This window comes from Mycoplasma sp. 125, from assembly GCF_051549845.1.
GTDB lineage: Bacteria > Bacillota_I > Bacilli_A > Mycoplasmatales > Metamycoplasmataceae > Metamycoplasma.
Genome location: NZ_CP196079.1, coordinates 317232 through 336431, shown reverse-complemented (window position 1 = coordinate 336431; position 19200 = coordinate 317232). Strand labels below are relative to the sequence as shown.

Annotated in this window: 17 protein-coding genes and 2 tRNA genes; 6 read left to right on the top strand and 13 right to left on the bottom strand. The window is 26.0% G+C overall.

Going from position 1 to position 19200, the window contains the following annotated elements:
* Positions 1-198: 198 nt before the first annotated feature.
* The 6 genes from ACSH4Z_RS01420 to holA all read right to left on the bottom strand — a co-directional run bounded on the left by ACSH4Z_RS01420 (position 199) and on the right by holA (position 5564).
* Complete coding sequence (locus tag ACSH4Z_RS01420) at positions 199-1251, bottom strand: aminopeptidase P family protein (RefSeq protein ID WP_438340839.1); 1053 nt, start codon at positions 1249-1251, stop codon at positions 199-201.
* A gap of 19 nt (positions 1252-1270) precedes the next feature.
* The gene (gene rpmG / locus ACSH4Z_RS01415) at positions 1271-1423 is read right to left on the bottom strand and encodes a 50S ribosomal protein L33 (RefSeq protein ID WP_438340838.1); all 153 of its coding nucleotides are present in this window, start codon (positions 1421-1423) and stop codon (positions 1271-1273) included.
* A 214-nt stretch (positions 1424-1637) separates the two neighbouring features.
* Positions 1638-2501: a CDP-diacylglycerol--glycerol-3-phosphate 3-phosphatidyltransferase gene (pgsA, locus tag ACSH4Z_RS01410; protein ID WP_438340837.1), complete on the bottom strand. Its 864-nt coding sequence runs from the start codon at positions 2499-2501 to the stop codon at positions 1638-1640.
* Positions 2488-3009, bottom strand: a complete 522-nt coding sequence (locus ACSH4Z_RS01405) for an MHJ_0274 family protein (protein WP_438340836.1) — start codon at positions 3007-3009, stop codon at positions 2488-2490. The genes pgsA and ACSH4Z_RS01405 overlap by 14 nt, the downstream gene beginning before the upstream one ends.
* A 63-nt stretch (positions 3010-3072) precedes the next feature.
* The gene (locus ACSH4Z_RS01400) at positions 3073-4581 is read right to left on the bottom strand and encodes an alpha-amylase family glycosyl hydrolase (RefSeq protein WP_438340835.1); all 1509 of its coding nucleotides are present in this window, start codon (positions 4579-4581) and stop codon (positions 3073-3075) included.
* Positions 4581-5564 carry a DNA polymerase III subunit delta gene (gene holA / locus ACSH4Z_RS01395; protein WP_438340834.1) on the bottom strand — a complete coding sequence of 328 codons (984 nt, stop codon included), beginning with the start codon at positions 5562-5564 and terminating at the stop codon, positions 4581-4583. Before holA ends, ACSH4Z_RS01400 begins: the two co-directional genes overlap by 1 nt.
* Positions 5565-5656: 92 nt before the next feature.
* Between holA and ACSH4Z_RS01390 the strand changes: the two genes are divergently transcribed.
* The 3 genes from ACSH4Z_RS01390 to ACSH4Z_RS01380 all read left to right on the top strand — a co-directional run bounded on the left by ACSH4Z_RS01390 (position 5657) and on the right by ACSH4Z_RS01380 (position 8760).
* On the top strand, positions 5657-6391 hold the full coding sequence (locus tag ACSH4Z_RS01390; RefSeq protein ID WP_438340833.1) for a YebC/PmpR family DNA-binding transcriptional regulator: 735 nt from the start codon (positions 5657-5659) through the stop codon (positions 6389-6391).
* Between the two features lie 573 nt (positions 6392-6964).
* Positions 6965-7480 (top strand): MAG0490 family ComEA-like DNA-binding protein, encoded by a 516-nt coding sequence (locus ACSH4Z_RS01385; RefSeq protein WP_438340832.1) that lies wholly within the window; start codon positions 6965-6967, stop codon positions 7478-7480.
* Positions 7405-8760 (top strand): MAG0480 family ComEC-like protein, encoded by a 1356-nt coding sequence (locus ACSH4Z_RS01380; protein ID WP_438340831.1) that lies wholly within the window; start codon positions 7405-7407, stop codon positions 8758-8760. The genes ACSH4Z_RS01385 and ACSH4Z_RS01380 overlap by 76 nt, the downstream gene beginning before the upstream one ends.
* On the opposite strand, the gene ligA is transcribed toward ACSH4Z_RS01380, so the two are convergent.
* From ligA to ACSH4Z_RS01360, 4 genes are read right to left on the bottom strand one after another with little or no spacing between them, the layout of a single operon-like run.
* Positions 8746-10752 (bottom strand): NAD-dependent DNA ligase LigA, encoded by a 2007-nt coding sequence (gene ligA, locus ACSH4Z_RS01375; protein ID WP_438340830.1) that lies wholly within the window; start codon positions 10750-10752, stop codon positions 8746-8748. The genes ACSH4Z_RS01380 and ligA overlap by 15 nt on opposite strands.
* Before the next feature lies 1 nt (position 10753).
* Positions 10754-11704 (bottom strand): energy-coupling factor transporter transmembrane component T family protein, encoded by a 951-nt coding sequence (locus ACSH4Z_RS01370; RefSeq protein WP_438340829.1) that lies wholly within the window; start codon positions 11702-11704, stop codon positions 10754-10756.
* 15 nt (positions 11705-11719) lie between these two features.
* Positions 11720-12736: an ATP-binding cassette domain-containing protein gene (locus ACSH4Z_RS01365; protein ID WP_438340828.1), complete on the bottom strand. Its 1017-nt coding sequence runs from the start codon at positions 12734-12736 to the stop codon at positions 11720-11722.
* Positions 12721-13524, bottom strand: coding sequence for an energy-coupling factor transporter ATPase (locus tag ACSH4Z_RS01360; protein WP_438340827.1), 804 nt, complete (start codon positions 13522-13524; stop codon positions 12721-12723). The genes ACSH4Z_RS01365 and ACSH4Z_RS01360 overlap by 16 nt, the downstream gene beginning before the upstream one ends.
* A 283-nt stretch (positions 13525-13807) precedes the next feature.
* On the opposite strand from ACSH4Z_RS01360, the gene ACSH4Z_RS01355 reads away from it, so the two are divergent.
* The 3 genes from ACSH4Z_RS01355 to ACSH4Z_RS01345 all read left to right on the top strand — a co-directional run bounded on the left by ACSH4Z_RS01355 (position 13808) and on the right by ACSH4Z_RS01345 (position 14665).
* Positions 13808-13881: transfer RNA gene (locus tag ACSH4Z_RS01355), tRNA-Gly, on the top strand.
* A 3-nt stretch (positions 13882-13884) separates the two neighbouring features.
* A tRNA-Gly gene (locus ACSH4Z_RS01350) sits at positions 13885-13958 on the top strand.
* A gap of 107 nt (positions 13959-14065) precedes the next feature.
* Entirely contained in the window at positions 14066-14665 is a 600-nt protein-coding gene (locus tag ACSH4Z_RS01345; RefSeq protein ID WP_438340826.1) for an FMN-dependent NADH-azoreductase, read from the top strand.
* 267 nt (positions 14666-14932) lie between these two features.
* On the opposite strand, the gene ACSH4Z_RS01340 is transcribed toward ACSH4Z_RS01345, so the two are convergent.
* From ACSH4Z_RS01340 to ACSH4Z_RS01330, 3 genes are read right to left on the bottom strand one after another with little or no spacing between them, the layout of a single operon-like run.
* Positions 14933-17254, bottom strand: coding sequence for a DEAD/DEAH box helicase family protein (locus tag ACSH4Z_RS01340; protein WP_438340825.1), 2322 nt, complete (start codon positions 17252-17254; stop codon positions 14933-14935).
* On the bottom strand, positions 17241-18536 hold the full coding sequence (locus ACSH4Z_RS01335) for a site-specific DNA-methyltransferase (protein ID WP_438340824.1): 1296 nt from the start codon (positions 18534-18536) through the stop codon (positions 17241-17243). The genes ACSH4Z_RS01340 and ACSH4Z_RS01335 overlap by 14 nt, the downstream gene beginning before the upstream one ends.
* On the bottom strand, positions 18487-18855 hold the full coding sequence (locus tag ACSH4Z_RS01330; RefSeq protein WP_438340823.1) for a hypothetical protein: 369 nt from the start codon (positions 18853-18855) through the stop codon (positions 18487-18489). The genes ACSH4Z_RS01335 and ACSH4Z_RS01330 overlap by 50 nt, the downstream gene beginning before the upstream one ends.
* Positions 18856-19200: the final 345 nt, after the last annotated feature.

Genomic DNA, 19200 nt, shown 5'->3' with positions numbered 1-19200 from the left:
TTCGTTTAATAATAAATTCACTTTTGATTTTTCTTTAAATAGTGAAATTAAATCAGATACCCATAAGATTCAGTCAATTCGTCTTGTAGAATTAATTATTGATGGTCAAAAGGTTGAACTTTAATAACTTTTAAGAAATCTCAATAAAAAAATTTTAAAAGCAAAGGTAACAAACCTTTGCTTTTAAAATTACTTCAATTATTCTTCGTAATTTTCAGGGCGGCTTAAGATCTTAGAACCATTTTTGGTAACAAGGATTGTATCTTCAATACGAGCCCCGCCCAAATCTTTTACATAAATCCCGGGTTCAACCGTGATAACCATTCCTTCTTCTAATACCACATTGCCCGTTCTTCTGCCAACTCCTGGTAGTTCGTGCACATCGATTCCTACACCATGGCCAGTTGAATGAGTAAAGAATTTACCATATCCTTTTGATTGTATATATTCTCGACAAATTTTATCAATCTCAGATGTTTCAATTCCTGGTTTTACAGCTTCGCGGCCAAGTTTTTGAGCTTCGCTAACAACATCAAGAATCGAAACTAATTCAGCTGACTTGGGTTTTCCAAAGAAAAATGTTCTTGTTATATCGCTAGCTCAACCATTGTATTGCGCTCCGAAATCAATTTTAACAATATCGCCATCAACCAATTTACGATTTGTTGGATGATGATGAGGTTCGGCAGCATTTGTACCAAATGCAACGATTGTTTCAAAGCTTTCTTTTTCAGCACCAAAAAGGCGCATTAAATATCCAAGTTTATTTGATACTTCTAATTCAGTCATGCCTTCAACTAAAATTTTCTTTAATTCCTCTAATGCTTGCAATGAAATTAAACAAGCTTCCTGGATGTAATCGGATTCTTCTTGGTCTTTTATTATTCTAAATTGTTTTCCTTTTACATTATGAAATTTTGCTTTTGGCATCATTTTTTTAAAATATTCAAATGTTTGAACATGTAAATAATCTGATTCAATACCAACATTAGAATATTTTTTCTTGTTTAGAAAATTCGATAGTGTTTCTTCTCCTGACTCCAATAAAATAACTTCAACATTCTTTGCAAATTTAGTTGCATATTCAATATATCTACCATCTACAAATAAAAAGGCTTTTTCTTTCTCAATTACAATAAAACCATCGCTTGTCTGAATACCAGCATATCATAATCTTGTTTGAGGCGCCTCTGAGATAATTGCATCTAGCTTCAATTCTTCGAAAATTTTGGTTATTTGTTGTTTTAGCATTTTAACTCCTAAACTCTATTTATTTTTTTTCTTTATGGTTTGTATGTTCATTACATTTTGGACAATATTTTGTTACTTCCATTTTTTCTGGATGCAACTTTTTATTCTTCTTTGTGATGTAGTTTTCCATTTTGCATGACTCACATCTTAATGTTAAACCTTCTCTTGGCATACTTTCTCCTTCTTTTTTAAAATATTTAATTTTTGAATACTTTAAATAACATTATGTATTTTAAAATAATTATAAATTATATTATAATTTGCTATTAATTTGCTTTTTTTAATATGTTAAGGATAACATAAAAAAATGATTAATTATTTTTTAAAAAAATATTTAATAACATAACTTTTTATTGCTATTGCTATTGCTAACTATTAACAAGCGATTAATTATGTGATATTTGTTCTGAATTATTTTTTTGCTCTATATCTTTATTTTCTATACTATCACTTTGGATTGGCTCAATAATAATATTATCTTTTGTTATATCAGGATTTTTGATATCGTCATTATTTTTTTTCGAAATGTCTTCAAGATATTGCTTGGTTATTCCCTTTAAATACTTAACTAAATATATAATGCCGCTAATCCATGACAAAATAAGGCCAACAATTAAAGGGATATTAACATAAAGAATATATTTATCATTTGAAACATATTTACCTAAATCATTATCAAAATTAGTAAATCATGGTGCACTAAATGCTATTGTAATAATTGCAAGTGAGACAATAATGGTTTTAATCTTACCTCACCAATTTGCTGCTACTTTAATGTCCTTCTTTACGGCATAAACTCTCGCACCATCAACCAAAATATCACGGATGATAAACAAAACAACAATTGGCAAGAACGAGTAGTTCATTATTGATATAAATAACAACATCATTATTGTCGCAATCTTATCTGCAATTGGATCAAAAATCTTACCAAATTGTGAAATAGTTTTTGTTTTTCGGGCTATATGTCCGTCAATAAAGTCAGTCACCATTGCTATAATAAATATTGAGACATTTAATCAATATATGATTGATAAAGTTATCGAGTATTTTTGATTACCAACAATTTTAATTCCATCATATCAAAATGTTCCATTGTGTTTAATAATTAAAAAGAAAGCGGACGACATTAAAAATATAAAAGGAATCATTAATATTATCCTCAACACTGTTAGTCAATTTGCAATACCAAATTTTTTTATGTGTGGGCTATTATTTTTGCTTTTTTTAATATCTTTAATCTTCTTCATAAAATTGACTCTCAATAGCATTAATTGTCTTTTCTTCTAATGCTATATTTTTTTTATCTTCTGGAATGCCAATATACTGAGTTTCAAAAAAATCTAATGTATCATTAATTTTTTTAGTTCACAAATTTGGTTGAGTTATTGTCAATTTTTCAGCGTGTTCTACAAATAGAGTATACTTTTCATCGTTTTGGAAAGAATATGCAAAATCCTCTCTATTAATTAATTTGGTTAGTATTTTTTTTACACCGTTTTTAATTTGCCCCATTTTAAATTGGGATTCATTTGCACCAAATTTCTCTAACTGTTTCATACTAAAATCAATGACATATTTATAAGTCATTATATATTCATAATATAACGCCAAAGTTTCAGCATTCTTTTTATATTCTAATTTTGCTGCTTTTCTTTTTGCTCTTTTATTTTTCGTAACTTTTCAAGCGATATAAGCAATTATAAGTACTAAAACAATTGCGAGCAAGACATACACAATAGTTTGTCCATTACCCATATTTTTCTCCTTAATTATATTTTAAAAATTATATATTAATATCATCCAAACTACAAAACAATGTTAATTGTTTTTTGTCTTATATAAAATCAAAGCTTCAAAAGGGTTGAGTTCTTTTGGAATTTCTGAGTAGAATTTATTAGCATATGAACTTGCTAAAATTTTATAACCATAAAGTGGAGTTATCTTCTGATGCTTTGATGTCAAATTTGTAATTAATACCATCCTCTGTTCGTTAAGTTTTTTGCTAAATTTAAATATACCATGACTTTGTTTAATATTTCATACACCCTTTATGAAATAAGAAGAAAATTTGGAATTTAAAGAGAGTTTATTCAAGAAATAAACAAAGTTTATTGTGCTATCTTTATTAATGATTTGTTCCTCGACATTGTTACTTTCTAAATTAATTGGGTAAAAAATATTAGTATTTTCATTACTTTTTATTTTTTGTCCATTTCAAGGCATTTGAATATAAGACGATCATTTATTGAAATAACAATTATATTTATGATATTCATTTAAACTTATATTTTTATATTGGAGAAATCTTTTTTCCTCATTATAATCTTCATTGTTAAATGTGAAACGTTGGTTGAATTTAGCGCGCAAGGCACCTATTTCATCGCCATAATAAAAACCTATTGAATGATTGCCACTATATAAAAATACAAAGAAACTTTTTGTTGATTCATTTAGGTAAGCCTTTTCATTAGCTCATTTAGAAAAGAAACGACCTGATAAATCAGAGCCGAATGATAATATCACATTTGAATGATTTTTAAAATTAGCTACAAATCTATATAAGGATTTAAAACTCATTTTATTCTTGAAATGTTTTTTTAATGCATCATTATTGCCAATAACAGACATTCAAGTTAAATACAAATAATCTAGGCATTTATTGTCGACCATTAGCATCTTTTTATATAGATTGAAGTTATTATTACTAGTTTTAAAAATTACATTAATATTGCTATTTTTACGCTTGATAATCTTATATAAATCATTAATAAATTTTAATTTTTCTTCCTCCTTTAAGCCTTCAAAAGCAAGAAATTCAAAATTATCAAGTATAACAGTTGATACATTAAGTTGCAAGTAGAAACCTAAAACTGATTCAAAATATTTAATAAAATCAGATAACTCATATAATGATGTTTTTTCAAATTCTTTATTAATTAAATATGTATCTAATTTCGTTAAGTATCTATTTGACTCATAATAATTCAAATTATATAAACTCATCATATTATTTCAGTTAACAAAAGCCTGTCTTACTTCTTTTAAATTTATAATTGGAGCTACTTCAATTTGATTATTTTTAAATGTTTCAACAAGCTTTGCAAAATCCTTAATTGAACCATACCTTTTTTTTATTAGTCCAAGATCAAATCTATTTTCATATAGTTTTAGAATATCTTCAAAGCATATAACATTAACACTTAAATTTTTGAAATACTCCAATTTGCTCATAACGCCTTTAAAATCACCAAAATTGCTTCCATTGGTATCAACAAAATTTTCAACTTTTAGCTCATATAAGATGATTTTTTTACCTAAATTAACCATTAATAAATCCTTAATCTCAATAATTTTATACTCAATAAATCAATAAGCGTATCTGGTAAAATATTGCCTTTTTTAAAATCTAGATCAATATTTGCTAAATCAATGATTAACTGATTTAATGTGTTAATGTCAATTCTATTAAAAAAGTCATAGTGAAGTTTGACACGATATATATGAATATTAAGCATTTTTGCTATTTCATCATTAGTTAATTTTATTGATTTTAATATTCCAATTGTTTTTGCATTAAGCAATATCGCTGATATTTGCGATATCACATAATTGTGCTCAATCCCGTAGCTAATCTGTTCGTTTATCTTTTTTATAATAGTTTTTGTGTCTTGACATTTTAACATCGCCTCGCTTAGGGCAAAATCGATATTATTAGATACTGCATAATTATTATCATTAATCATTTTTTCGCTTATATCTTTATTTATTAATAGCAATTTATCAATTTCTGATTCTATTATTTCTAGATTATGTGGTAGCATTGATAGCAAATCAATAAGGACCTTATCCTTGATTGTTCCACCTTTTGTTTTAATCATTTTATAAACAAAAGAAAATAATTCTTTATCGCTAATTTTTTCGATATTAATAGTAGTGCTATTATCATTTATAAATGCAAAAGCTCTTGATGCTAAAAAATATTTATCATACTTATTTATTTCCTGCGTAAAAATAAGAATTAGATTAGCATCGCTTAGTGATGCATTGATTATTTTTATAAACTCATCAATACACAAACCATTAGCATATTTATTTTTTATATTAAATATAAAGGGATTTTTAAATAAAATGATTTTTTTATTTAAAAAAAGAGAATTGTTATTTAATGCATCTGATAATTCTTCTAATGTAAAAAAATCATAAAATTTAACTATCTCGATATCACCTGCTTCAATAGTTTTTTCTTTGTTTATTATTTCATTAATTTTTTTATTTATCAAAAAATTTTCATTGCCTTTAATTAGGTACATACTAATTTATTATATTATAATAAGGACATTTTTTGGTATAATAAACTAATATTATTTACAATTTATTTATTTAAGATTGGAGCATTAAAGAAATGTCAGGACATTCAAAATGAGCAACTACCAAACATCATAAAGCTGCAATGGATTCAAAGAGAGCACAAATGTTTCAAAAATTTTCTAAAGAAATTATTGTAGCAGCAACAATTGGCGGCCCAGATCCAGATTCAAATCCAGCACTAAAATTAGCAATTGCTAAGGCAAAGGCAAAATCGATGCCCAAAGCAAATATTGAAAAAGCAATCTCAAAAGTTTCGGGTGGATCAAAGGAAGGCGCTAACTTTCAAGGATATCTATATTCAGGAACAGCCTTTGGCGGCATAAATTTTGTAGTAAGTTGTCTAAGCGACAACTTTAATCGTTTATCATCTAACATTAAACACTATTTTAATAAATATAATGGACAGCTAGGAAAACAAGGTACTGTTCCGTATGTTTTTGACCAAAAAGGATTAATTGAATTTCCAATTTCATTGGCTTCCGAAGAAGAAGTAATGACTACCGTTTTGGAAGCCGGCGCTGAAGATTTTAAGGTTGAAGATGACTTATATGTTATTATTACCCATCCATCAGATTTTCAAAAAGTCAAACAATCTCTTGATGAGATTCTAAAAATTGATAACTATTCAACTGCTGAAGTTACATATATTCCAAATAGCGAGGTTGAAATTGATGAAGAAAAAATGGGGCAACTTGAAAAATTCGTCGACTTACTTGAAGATGATGAAGATGTTCAGGAAGTTTGACATAATGCAACAACTATTGAATAAAAATTAGTTCTACTTAATAATTATTAATATTTAAAACCTTTTTCAGACCAAGAGAAAGGTTTTAAAAATGCACAAAATAAACTTGTAAAATTTTTTCAGACAGTTTAGCTCATATTAAGAATTTGACTTGACAAAATCTTAATATGAGCATTTTTTTATAATGCAATTCCTTCGTTATTATATTAATTTACAAACTCCTTAATTTTCTTGATAAATCGTTAAAAAATCATTTTTCAGACATCTTTTGTTGAAACTTAAAAAAATTTCGGATTTCAATATTGAAAAAAATATCCTATCTCTCTATTATCTAAGCTATTAATTATGTTTCTGTTTATTTCCAAAACTTTATTTTTAGAAAAATAAAAAACAAATTTTAGATTTTTATTTTAAATTCATTTTGAAAAAAAGAAATTCAAGGACATGATTTAAAAAGAAAAAAATATTCGAGATGTCAAAATTTATTCTCTTTAAATATTGCTTGTTTATTATGGGATTTGATTTATTTTCTTAATACTTTCTTTATTTTTTCCCATATTAGATAAAAACATTTGTGTATTATTAAAAATTTGATTTATGAAATTAAAAATAAACAAAAAGAAATTTATTCTAACTGCCTCATTTTTTATTATTTCATCAGTTGTACTTATTAGTGGCGTTGTAGTTAAAACAGAAATTATAGATAAATGACATCATAACAAATCTTCTTTTAAAAGTAATTATATAACTGTTTTTATTGAAGGCGCAGTGGAATATCCGGGTGAATATACTTTAAAGGATGGAGCAAATTATTTTGATTTAATAAGAGAAAGTATTTTAAAAATCGGTGCAGATTTACAAAAGATAAATAAATCACAGTTGTTAAAAAACAACGAAAGAGTTTTTATTCCCTTTACTAAAAATAAAAAATTAAAGATAACAGATATCAATGATTTGCAAATTTTAATAAATTTAGGAATTAAAACAAACATTGCAAAAAAAGTTTTTGAATACATTAAGGAAAGGAATGTTAAGAATTGAGATGATTTATTACAACTACCAGGCATTGGTGAAAAAACTTATCAAATATTAACAGAAAATATAGATATATAGATATTCTATTAATATCGTCCATCAGTTCTTTTTTAATATTTATACTAATATTGAGAATTGAAATTATTTTAATTTCACTAGCTTTAATAATGATTTGCATTTTTAATTTTTTTAATATTAAATTTTGAATTACATTTTTCATTTTTAGCTCAATTATTTTTTTAAGCTATGTAGTTTACCAGTCAATTTTTGCAAAAATTGACGGGATAAAATTAGATAATGATTTAAATATGATTAGAGAATATAAAGCCTATCTAATATTCAAATATAAGGATGCTTATTTTAAAGTTTTTAAGACCAAAAGCATTATAGATATTACTTTTATGAATAACTATGAGTATACATTTCATATCAAAGGAACACTTATTTTAAATAAGAATTTAAGCTCGTTTGAAGCTGCAAATAGGCTATTTTTTAATCTCACTAATTCAAATATTGAATTTATTAAAAAAAATGAAAAATTATCAATTTTTAACACAAAAAACCGCACAGTTATAGATTATCTTAATATCATCATTTTCAACAATTATAATCAAGCTAATAACATATATAAAAAGCTTAGCGATCTTAATATTATTCACTTTTTCACTATTAGCGGATTTCATTTTAATTTAATTTATCTATTTATATCCAAAATAATTAGAAGAATTAAAAATGGCTATTTTGTTGAAGATTTTATCGCTATTCCTCTATTGATTATTTATTTAATATCAATCGAATTTCACGTAAGTGCAACAAGGTCTTTAATCTTTTTAATATTAGCATATCTAAATAAAATTATTTTTAACAAAAAAATAAACAATATTGCGCTATTAGCAATAACGGGTTTAATAATGGTTTTTTACAATCCATTTATAATGTTTTCATACTCTTTCATTTTATCATTTTTGATTACACTATCCATATTTATTACAATTTTTGTTTTAACAAAACAAGGATATTTTGTCAAAACAATTGCGGTATTTTTAGTTGCCCATATTTATTCCACTTTAATAATTCACACTTTTAATAAAAACTATAATATTTTTTCTTTTTTTATTCAACTTCTGTTTATTCCAATTATTTCCTTAAACTACATTATTACACTTCTATTTTTTAGGATAAATATCATTATTGAAAATACCATCCTTTGATTTGATGCGTTCATTGACATAATTAGTGAATCAAACATAATCATAAAATTTGATACATCATGATTAATGTGCTTTATATTTAGTATAGCCTTATTAAAGGCTTATAAAATAAAACTCCATAGCCAACTAAGGTTAGGAGTTTGATAAATTTAGCATTAATTTTAAATCATCTTCATTAATTATTGTTATACCAAGTTTTTGTGCCTTAGATAGTTTGCTTCCTGCCTTTTCGCCAATTAATAGGTAGGCTATATTAGCAGAAATAGACGAAAGTACCTCGCCGCCGTTTTCCACAATAAGTTTTTCAAAATAACTTCTAGGTTTTGTAAGCTTGCCTGTTATAACAAAAGATTTATTATTTAGGATATTGGTTATTGCTTTTTGTTCATATGATGGATTTATACCATGTTCAATTAATTTTTTAATTAAACTTATGTTTTCTTCATTGGAGAATCATTCTATTAATTGTTTAGTAATCTTATCACCAAAATCATAAAAATCTTTAAACACTTCAAAATTAAAATTTAAGGCATTTTCTAGTTTTAGAATTTTTGAAGCAATAATATTCGCAGTTCTTTTTCCGACTAATGGGATTGATAAACCAAATATCAAATTTTCAAGTGGTTTAGTTTTAATATCCTCAATTGATTTTAAAATTTTGTTTATTGACAAATATCCAAATCTTTCCAATTTAATTAATTCATCACGATGTTTATGAAGATTAAAGATATCCAATATATTATTTATAAAACCATTTTTGTAAAAATATATGATATTTTTTTCACCAAGTGAATTAATATCAAGCGCCTCTTTTGAAGCAAAATGAATAAGTTTTCTAACTTTTATTTCTTGGCAATCTTGATTTAAACAATATTGTTCCAATCCTGTTTCATTAAATAACAAAACGTTATTACAATATGGGCATACCTTAAATGGCTCTAGCTTCTCTAAATTATGTTTATTAGCCAAACCTATAACGCATGGAATAATCTCACCAGATTTTTTTATGTATATTTCATCACCAATATTTATATCTAGATTTTTAATAAATTCATAATTATTAAGCGTTGCAAAACATACTTTTGTTCCTGACAACTCAACTTCTTGCAATAAAGCGTTATATGTAACTAAGCCAGTCCGACCAACAGTAATAAAAATATCTTTTAATATGGTGGAAACAACATCAGGCTCATATTTAAAAGCAATTGCTGAATGAGGGAATTTTGCTGTTTCACCTAATTTATCATAAAATTTGAGCTCATTAAGTTTTATGACTATGCCATCAGTTTCATAGTTAAATAATAACTTTTTAGTCTTGAATTCCTCAATAAATTGTTCTATTTCTTTAATAGAAGAAACAAGGATTGATTGCTCTATAACACAAAAACCCAACTTTTTTAAAAATTCAAATGATTCATACATAGTTTGAATATTATGTTTTTCCGGTGCAACAACATAATATAAGAATGATGAAAGATTTCTTTCTTTCACAATTTGTGGGTCCAATTGGCGTAAAGTACCAGCAGCAACATTGCGTGGATTAGCCATAGCCGTTTTATTTTCACTAAGCAATTTTTCGTTTATTTTCTTAAACTCATCAATAGGAAGAAAAATTTCACCTCTAACCTCAAGGGGCTTTTTATAATTAATTATTTTTGGAATATTATCTATTTGCAAAACATTATTGGTAACATCTTCGCCAATTAACCCATTACCCCTTGTCACTGCTTGTATTAACTTGCCTTGATTATATTTAATAGAAATTGAGAGCCCGTCAATTTTTGGTTCGATAAAAAAAGAAAAATGCGAGGTTACCTTTTTAATATTATCAATAAATTTTTGGATTTCTGCAATGGTATATGCCTTATTTAAAGAAAGCATTGATTTATCATGCTTAACCTTAGCAAAATTTTTAGATACATTAGCATTAATTTTATTGGTTGGCGACTGCTCTAATTCTTCTTTTAAAAAAAGATGTTTATATTGCAATTCCAATCTTTTTAATTGATTAAATTCAATATCATAAATTTCATCAGAAACTAACGGTTTATCAAAATCATAATAATATTTATCTCATTGGCTTATTTTTTGTTGTAATTCTAGTATTTTTTTTCTTGTTTCAAAATCTTTCTCATTCATATTAAACCTTTTGAAATGAAGCAATTCACCATGATGGTAAAGCAATATGGTCTATAGCACATATTACAACCAATGCAGTTAGAGTCATTAATATTAGCGTAGCAATCAAATCTCTTCAATTAGGAACTAATTGACGATAATAGGTTCTTTTTGCATATGGTTCATATCCTCTTGAAGTCATAGCATCAGCTAAATCATTAGCCTTATTAAAGGATGAAACAAAAAGTGGGACCATTAGGACAATGAAAGATTTTATTTTATCCTTAAAATTACCATTTTTAAAATCTACTCCCCGGCTTGACTGCGCCTTCATAATTCTTCCTGATTCTTCTAACAAGGTAGGAATAAATCTTAAGGCAATGGATATAATCATCGTAATTATTTCAGTTGGTACTCTAAATATTTTTAACGGATATAGCAAATCATTGATTGCCCTCGTTAATAAAACAGGTTTTGTTGTCACTGTCAAAATTGTTGTTATTAATACAACGCCATAAATTCTCAAAAGTATTGTAAAAGTTCGATGAATTGAGAATAATGACAATTGAAATATCGAATTAACATCGTTGTTAGGAGCAAAATATACTACATTAACTATTAATTTACCGCGATAAATCACAAAAGCGTCAGCATTTGTTTCTGTTGAAAGAGGAACATATTTATCAATTTCGTAATACATCACCGCGCCCTTAACAGTTAGCATATTAATGACCAGGAGAAAAATAGCAATATAGATAGGAAACTTAATTTTTTTAAAAATAGAAATTACTGATTTAGTAGAAATACCATATAAAACCATACTAATAATTACTAAAATTGATAATGTAATATAATGTTCAGAAATAAAAAACAAAATTATAAATAGTATGTTAGCTAAAAATTTCAGTCGGGGATCAAGTCTATGAATTGGCGTCTGTATATTGAGATATTTGCCAATAATTGTTTTATCCATATTTATAGCTCCTTTTTATTTTTTTCACTTAATTATGTTATTTATTTTATCAGCCAATTCTTCAATATTTGTTACTTTTCCAATATTAAAACCAGCATTATTTAGCCTTTCTACATATGACAATAATTTTGTGGGAATTAAATTATTATCTAATAATAGTTTATTATCACTTAGAATATCATAAGTATTACCGTCTTTAATAATCTTCCCATCCTTAACAAATAAGGTTCTATTTGTTCATTTAAGAGCATTATCTAAATCGTGTGTAACAATAATAATAGTTGTGCCTTGCTTATATAAATTATAAAACAGCTGGAGCATTTCTTCAACACCCTGCGGGTCCAAACCAGCAGTAGGTTCATCTAAAACAAGAAATCTTGGTTCCATAGCAAGAATACCTGCTAAAGCAACTCTTCTTTTTTGCCCTCCTGATAAATCAAAGGGGCTTCTTTTAAGATAATCAATTGGTAAACCGACCATCTCAATATATTTAGCCGCTAATTCCTTAGCTTTGTCTTTTTTAATACCCATTGAAACAGGCCCAAAAATAATGTCTTTTTCAATAGTAGATTCAAATAATTGATATTCAGCAAATTGAAATACAACTCCAACTTGCTTTCTTAATGCTTTAACATTTTTGATTTTTCTTTTACTTTTGGTAATATCAATATCAGTATATACTATTTCAACACGATCACTTTTTTTAGTTTTTTGAAACTTCTCTAAATTCTTTATATATTCATTTAATTTAGCTTGGTATGTTTCATCATTATCATCACTTTGTTTTTTTGGTTTAGATGGCTTTTTGGCTTTCTTAAACAAAGGGACATCACTAAAATGCAGTAAACCTTCATCGGGTAATATTAATGCATTAAGATGCTCTATTAATGTAGTTTTACCAGAGCCAGTTGGTCCAATAATTGAAATTGCTTCTGATTCATTAATTTCCACTGATACACCATCTAGCACCTTAATATATGTAGGAAGCTTTTTGTTATATTCCTTTGAAATATTGTCTACTTTAATTTGCATAATGTCTCCAATAATTTTTTATCGTCATATGTTGGCTCAATTCCGTGAATCATTTCACTAAGTTTGTATATAAAAGGTGAATCTATTTTTGCAATTTCAATTATTTGTTTGTTATTTAAAATTTCAATAGGTTTTCCTTGAGCTATCACATGGCCACCTGAAAAGACAATTAACTTATCAGCTAACAAAGCTTCATCCATATCATGAGTGATCGAAATTAAAGTTTTATTGGTGTTGGAATGCAGATCATGAATTATTTTGTAAATGTCATTGCGGCCTCTAGGGTCTAGCATTGAAGTTATTTCATCAAAAATAATAATTTTAGGATCTAATGCAAGAGTAGAAGCAATGGCTACTCTTTGCTTTTGACCTCCCGATAAATTCTGAGGTTCCCTATCTAAAAAATTGCCCATTCCTACTTCATTGGCATATTTTTTTACAATTACGTTCATTTCATCATATGACATTTTTTTATTTTCTAAGCCAAAAGCAATATCGTCTTCAACAGTAGCGCCTATAAATTGATTATCTGGATTTTGATAAACAATACCAATTTTTTTTCTAATTTCCGCCAAATTTTCAGAATTTATTTCTAGACCATCAATAATAATTTTCCCAGATGAAGCTTTGTAAATTGCGGCAAGTAGTTTTGAAAAAGTGCTCTTTCCTGAACCATTATGTCCCAAAATGGCAACATATTGCCCATCTTCAATTGTAAAATTAATATTATCTAAGGCATATTTTTTAGCACCAGGATATTTATAACAAAGTTTTTTAATTTCAATCATAGTGATAATTATAAATATAATATTAATTTTATTTTTCAAAAATGCTTAAATTGACATTTTATTGTAAACAATAAAATATATAAAAAAACTATATAAATCAACAACTATAAACATATTATTTAACTTCTTTTAATGCAAAAACCCAAGTGTCGTAGTTTCTTATAACTAATAGTTTTTTATAAATATTCTGCTTTTTTAAAATATAGTTTGGCTGAAAACAAACAAATTAAAAAATATTTTTAGATAAAACAAAAATTATGGTTTATAATATATAACGCTAATTGCGAGTGTAGTTTAATGGTAGAACTTTAGCCTTCCAAGCTAACTACGTGGGTTCGATTCCCATCACTTGCACCAGTTGCGGATGTAGTTCAATGGTAGAACATCAGGTTGCCAATCTGAATACGAGGGTCCGATTCCCTTCATCCGCACCATTTCAAAAAAACTTGGGAAACCAAGTTTTTTTGATTTAACTAAATTTATTCAAAATAAGGCAATTAAAACTTATATAATATTAAAAAATAAATAATAAAGGAGTTTTATGGCTAATGTATTAGTTTTATATTCTTCGCCCATATCAAAAGAGAAGTCTGTTTCAAGTGCTATTACTAAGAGCTTCGTTGAGGAATATAAAAAAATTAACAAAAATGATGAAATTGTGGAGTTAGATTTAAACGAACTTGAAATGGCAACACATCCAATGAACTCAAATAATTTTTCTGATTTTTTTAATGATGAATTATCAGGTAGATATATTGATATTTTAAAAAAAACCAACAAATTAATTATTTCAGCCCCAATGATAAATTTTAATGTTCCGGCAGTGTTAAAAAATTTTATCGACCGAATTTGTGTTGCTAATAAGACATTTTCTTATAAATACGCTAAAAAAGGTAGCTCAATAGGTTTGTTATCTAATTTAAAGGTACAAATAATTGCTTCTCAGGGAGCTCCATGTGATTGATATCCTTGAGCAAGTCACATTTCTTACCTAGAGGGCATCTGAAATTTCTTGGGTGCAGAGGTTAGTGAAACCCTTTTAATTGACGCAACAAAAGTAGAACCATTTAATTCTTATTCAATTGAGGAAATTATTAAAAATAAAATTAACAAAATTAAAGAAAGGGTTATGAACTTTTAATAATTTAAAATTTTAAAAACCAAGCTCTAAAATAATGAGAAAGCTTGGTTTTTTATTTTTATTTTAAGCCCAAATTTTTGGTAAAAAATTAGATCATCATTTTTTGCAAAATTAAGTTATTTTGAAAAATAATTCTCCAACACAGCTTATATTTATATTTTATCTAAATTATCAAAAACAAAAAATATCAATAATTTATTGCAAAATAATAATAAATTAGCTAAAACAAATATTTTTTATGAAACTTTTATTATTCCTTGTCTTCTGTTAATAATTGCGAAAATTGTACGCTTTATTTATAAAGAATTCCCCATTTTTATCTCAGTTATCGTTTTGTGACAAAAACATGTCATTTAGACTTTTTATTGTACTTGCGCCATTTGCATAGAGATTATTTCCTTTAATATCTACAAATATGATAGCGAGCGTAAGCTTAAATTCTAAGTTATTATTAATGTTATTAATATTATTAATATATTTTCTATACTCTTCAATTAATTTTTTTGTTTTGTCTTTATCAATATCATGTTTGTATGTTTTAATTTCCAAATAAATGTAATGATTTCGTTGTATAACAATAAAATCCGGATAACTATTACTTATGTCAAAATTATTATTGATATATTCAAAATTAATTCCACTATGTACTGGATTCTTTGCTCAAATTCTAATTTCAGGCCGCAGTGATACACATTTCTTAAACTCATTTACAAATGTTTTTTCAGCCTCTGATTTTAAATAAATATTTGCAAATTCTTTATTTATTTCTTGATAAGCAAATTTATTGTCTGTTTTTGGATCGCCATCATCTTTACTCTCTATTAAATAATCTGGTAAAAACTTAGAATTATTTATTACATATCTTATTTCTTGATTATCCAATTGTTTTTGCAAATGCTTTTTATAAAAGTCATTAAAGTTTTCGATTTCATATTTAATTATTAAAAATCAAAAGAATGTTTTATCCATTATTGATTTTAATTTTGTTTCATAGATGCTATTTATTTCTTTTTTAATATTTTCTGTAAATATTTTTTTATTATTCTTAATTGTTTTTATATTAAATAATTCCATATCAATTTTATTTTTTAGCTTTAATGTTATTTCTATTTTATTACCATAACTTTTTTGATTAGCAATTATAAAGTTATTATCACAAAACTCTTTTTTGCATACTTGGTATTTTGTTTCAAAGTTTTCAATAGAATAATTATTTAAATAATTACCAACTTGTTTTTCATAATCATCTAAATTAAAAACAGAATTAGATTTATTGATATTAACAAGAGAACCATACACAAATTTTTCTTTTTTAAACTGAGATTTTAAAATCAGCATTCTTTGAGCATTTATATCTCTATCAACATTGCTATAAATGTAGTATTTATTAGCAATTGAACTATTACTAAAATCATGTGAAGGATTGGGATTTCTTTTTATTCTTCCAATAGTTTGTGCGCTTAATGTTTTTGATGAAACATTTCTTAATTGAACCAGCATACATGCTCTCGGTATATTTCATCCTGTTGCGGGTCCTACTTTAAAAATTATCACATCAGTGTCCGAATTGTATTTAGATATATCTCTAAGTGAAAAATTATCTTTTTGTCTTAGATTTGACTCTTTATCATTTTGATCAAAATACTTTACTCATGATAAAGAATGTTTATCTAATTTTTTTATTATTAAATCAATGGTTTCATTGAATATTTTTTCTTTTTCAGGATCTTTACTACTGTTATCAACTTGAATTAACATGGCGGCATTAATGCCTACTAAACCTGGTTCGTTTTTATCATCATTATATTGTTTTTTTATGTCCTTGAATTTCAAACAGGCTTGTTCTAAAATAACATCATTATCAATATAGGAAATGTCTTCATTATCTTCGATACCTTCATTAAAAATTTTTTCACTTTTTAATAATCTGATTTTATCGTTAAATAGATCTTTTTCGCTTAGCTCAATAAGATCTAAACTCAAATCAGTTGGAGTTGCTGTCATTTTTATAACAAAATCAGCCCTTAATTGCATATTTTGTTCAAATGAAATTTCATCTTTTTTATTTTTTGAAGTGTCGGCGCCGATGTGAGCTTCATCACGAATATAAATTAATTTATAGTCATTTAGTTTTATTTCATCTAAAAAAGCCTCAATTGCATGTTGTTCTCTTAAAATTGAGTTAGCTTTAAATGATGCTCCGCCCATGATATAAACATTATTTGGTTTAGCAAAAAACTGATAATTTTTTTCTACTTTAGAATTTTTATTAATATTTGAAGGGCTTTCAATTCTTGTAATTTTTAAATCGTTATTTATTAAATATTGTTTATACTCATTGAAGTTTTCTTCCATTTGTTTTGGCAACTCAGCACTCGATAAAGTTGCAATAACAAAAACTAAATTTTGATTAAAATTAAATTTGTTTCATTCAATTAATTTATCAATATAGTTAATCATCATAAATGTTTTACCAGAGCCAGTTGGAGCCTTAAAATAAACGGAATTTTGTTTGTTTTCTTCTAAGCTATTTATGGTTTTATTAATTAAAGTATTAATAACTTTTTCTTGAGAATTAGTTAGATTCATTATCTTCTCTTTTCTCTGGTTTTAAAGATGATAAATCATTTAATAAATTAATATATTGCTGTTGATTGTTTTTATCTATTGAAGTTATTCCAAACTCTTTTAATACGTCAATTAATTTATTAGCTAAGTCTTCAATTTCAATATCTTTGTTTGCTGGACTTATATCATAGTATTTAATATTAAAGACATTTAAGTTTGCCTTATATGGTTCGTTTTTCTTTATTCAATCAAAAGTTTCATTTTTAGTACCAACCCCGTGGTTTATTCTATAAAGTCTTTCATAGTTTACATCTATACCGATGTTATTTTCGTTATTTGTAACAAGAGTGAAGCTTCTATTGCCACCGTCTTCGCGATTTAATTCTAAAACCGCATGAGCTGTGGTGCCAGATCCGGCAAAGAAGTCAAGGACACGAATATTTTTTTTATCACTATGAAGCCTAATCAAATATTTTATTAATTTTATAGGTTTAGGTGTTTCAAAAGCATTTTTATATAGGATATCTCTTATTTCATTTTTTGAATCCTGTGTATGTCCCACAATTTCATAGCCCAAAATTGTCTTAGATATAATATCTCTAACATCAGATAAATATCTTTTTAAACCTGGCCTTTTTGTGGCATCATCTGGCAGGTATATCTTATTTTCTCTTATCAATTCATAAATCTTTTTTTCTGAAAATAATCACCCAGAATTTTCCGGGCACTTATAAACTTTTTTATTTCAGACAATGTCAAATTTATTATTAGAATTTCTTGTTAAATCAGCTATTTTATATCTTCCTTTTTCATCACTAAATTTATACATTTTATTATTTTTTTCATTGCGTTCTAAACGATTAAATTTAGTTACTATTTGCTTATTTTTTAAATAACACAGAATATAATCGTGATTAACAGAAACGTAATGATTATTACTTTTTGGAGAATAATTTTTTTCCCAAATAAAATTACAAACAAAATTCTCTTCGCCAAAAATTTCATCCATCAAAACTTTTAAATAGCCTTGCTCAGCATCATCGATAGAAACAAAAATAACTCCATCATCTTTGAGAAGCTCTTTTGCTAATTGTAATCTTTCATTCATTAAATTAAGTCAACCATTTCTAGAATATTTATCACGATAAATGAATTTTTTTGCCTTAACATCTTCATTATTATCTGCAATACTATTACCATCTTTTTTAGTTGATTCAGTATTATAAGGAGGATCAATATAAATTACATCATATTTATCAAGCGAAGGCAGCTCTCTCTCTCTCTCTCTCTCTCTCTCTCTCAATCACTATCAAATTCTTTAAAGCATCATAGTTTTCGCCGATGATTAATGTATTATCTTTGCTTTTGTTTTCGTCTAAAACAAAGCTAAGTTTTTCATCTTTTTCTAATAGCGCAACTGTTTGTCAATCACTTTCGGGCGCCACATCAAATCTAAACCCCGTTTTAATTCTTTGTGCAACAAATTGAAAAACATATTGTAGTTGTTTTTCGTCTTCTTGAAATTTTTCTAAAATTTTTATTGCCAGTCTTTTTTGATCTGTATTCAACTCTTTAGAAGAAATATCATCAATTTTCTGAATGTAATTTTTTAATAAACTCATTAATATCTCCTTATAGCTTATGATATTTAATTAATTTTACTAAATAAGAGAAATCAAAATAGATTAAAAGACAGTTTTTATTGAACAATTTAATCAATAGTTCTTTTTTATACAATCTTGTTTTCATAAATTAATAATATTTCTCTTATTAGATCTAATTTATTATAAAAATACATGCAACGGAAGTTAAATAATGTTTTCTTATATATATTTTTTATTTATATTTATATTTGCAAAATCTATATAAAGATTTTAAAATTTCAATATGAAATGTTTTTATGCAAAAACGCACTTTTTCTTATATCATGATTTAATTTAAATTAAGACATTATTCTACAGGTATCT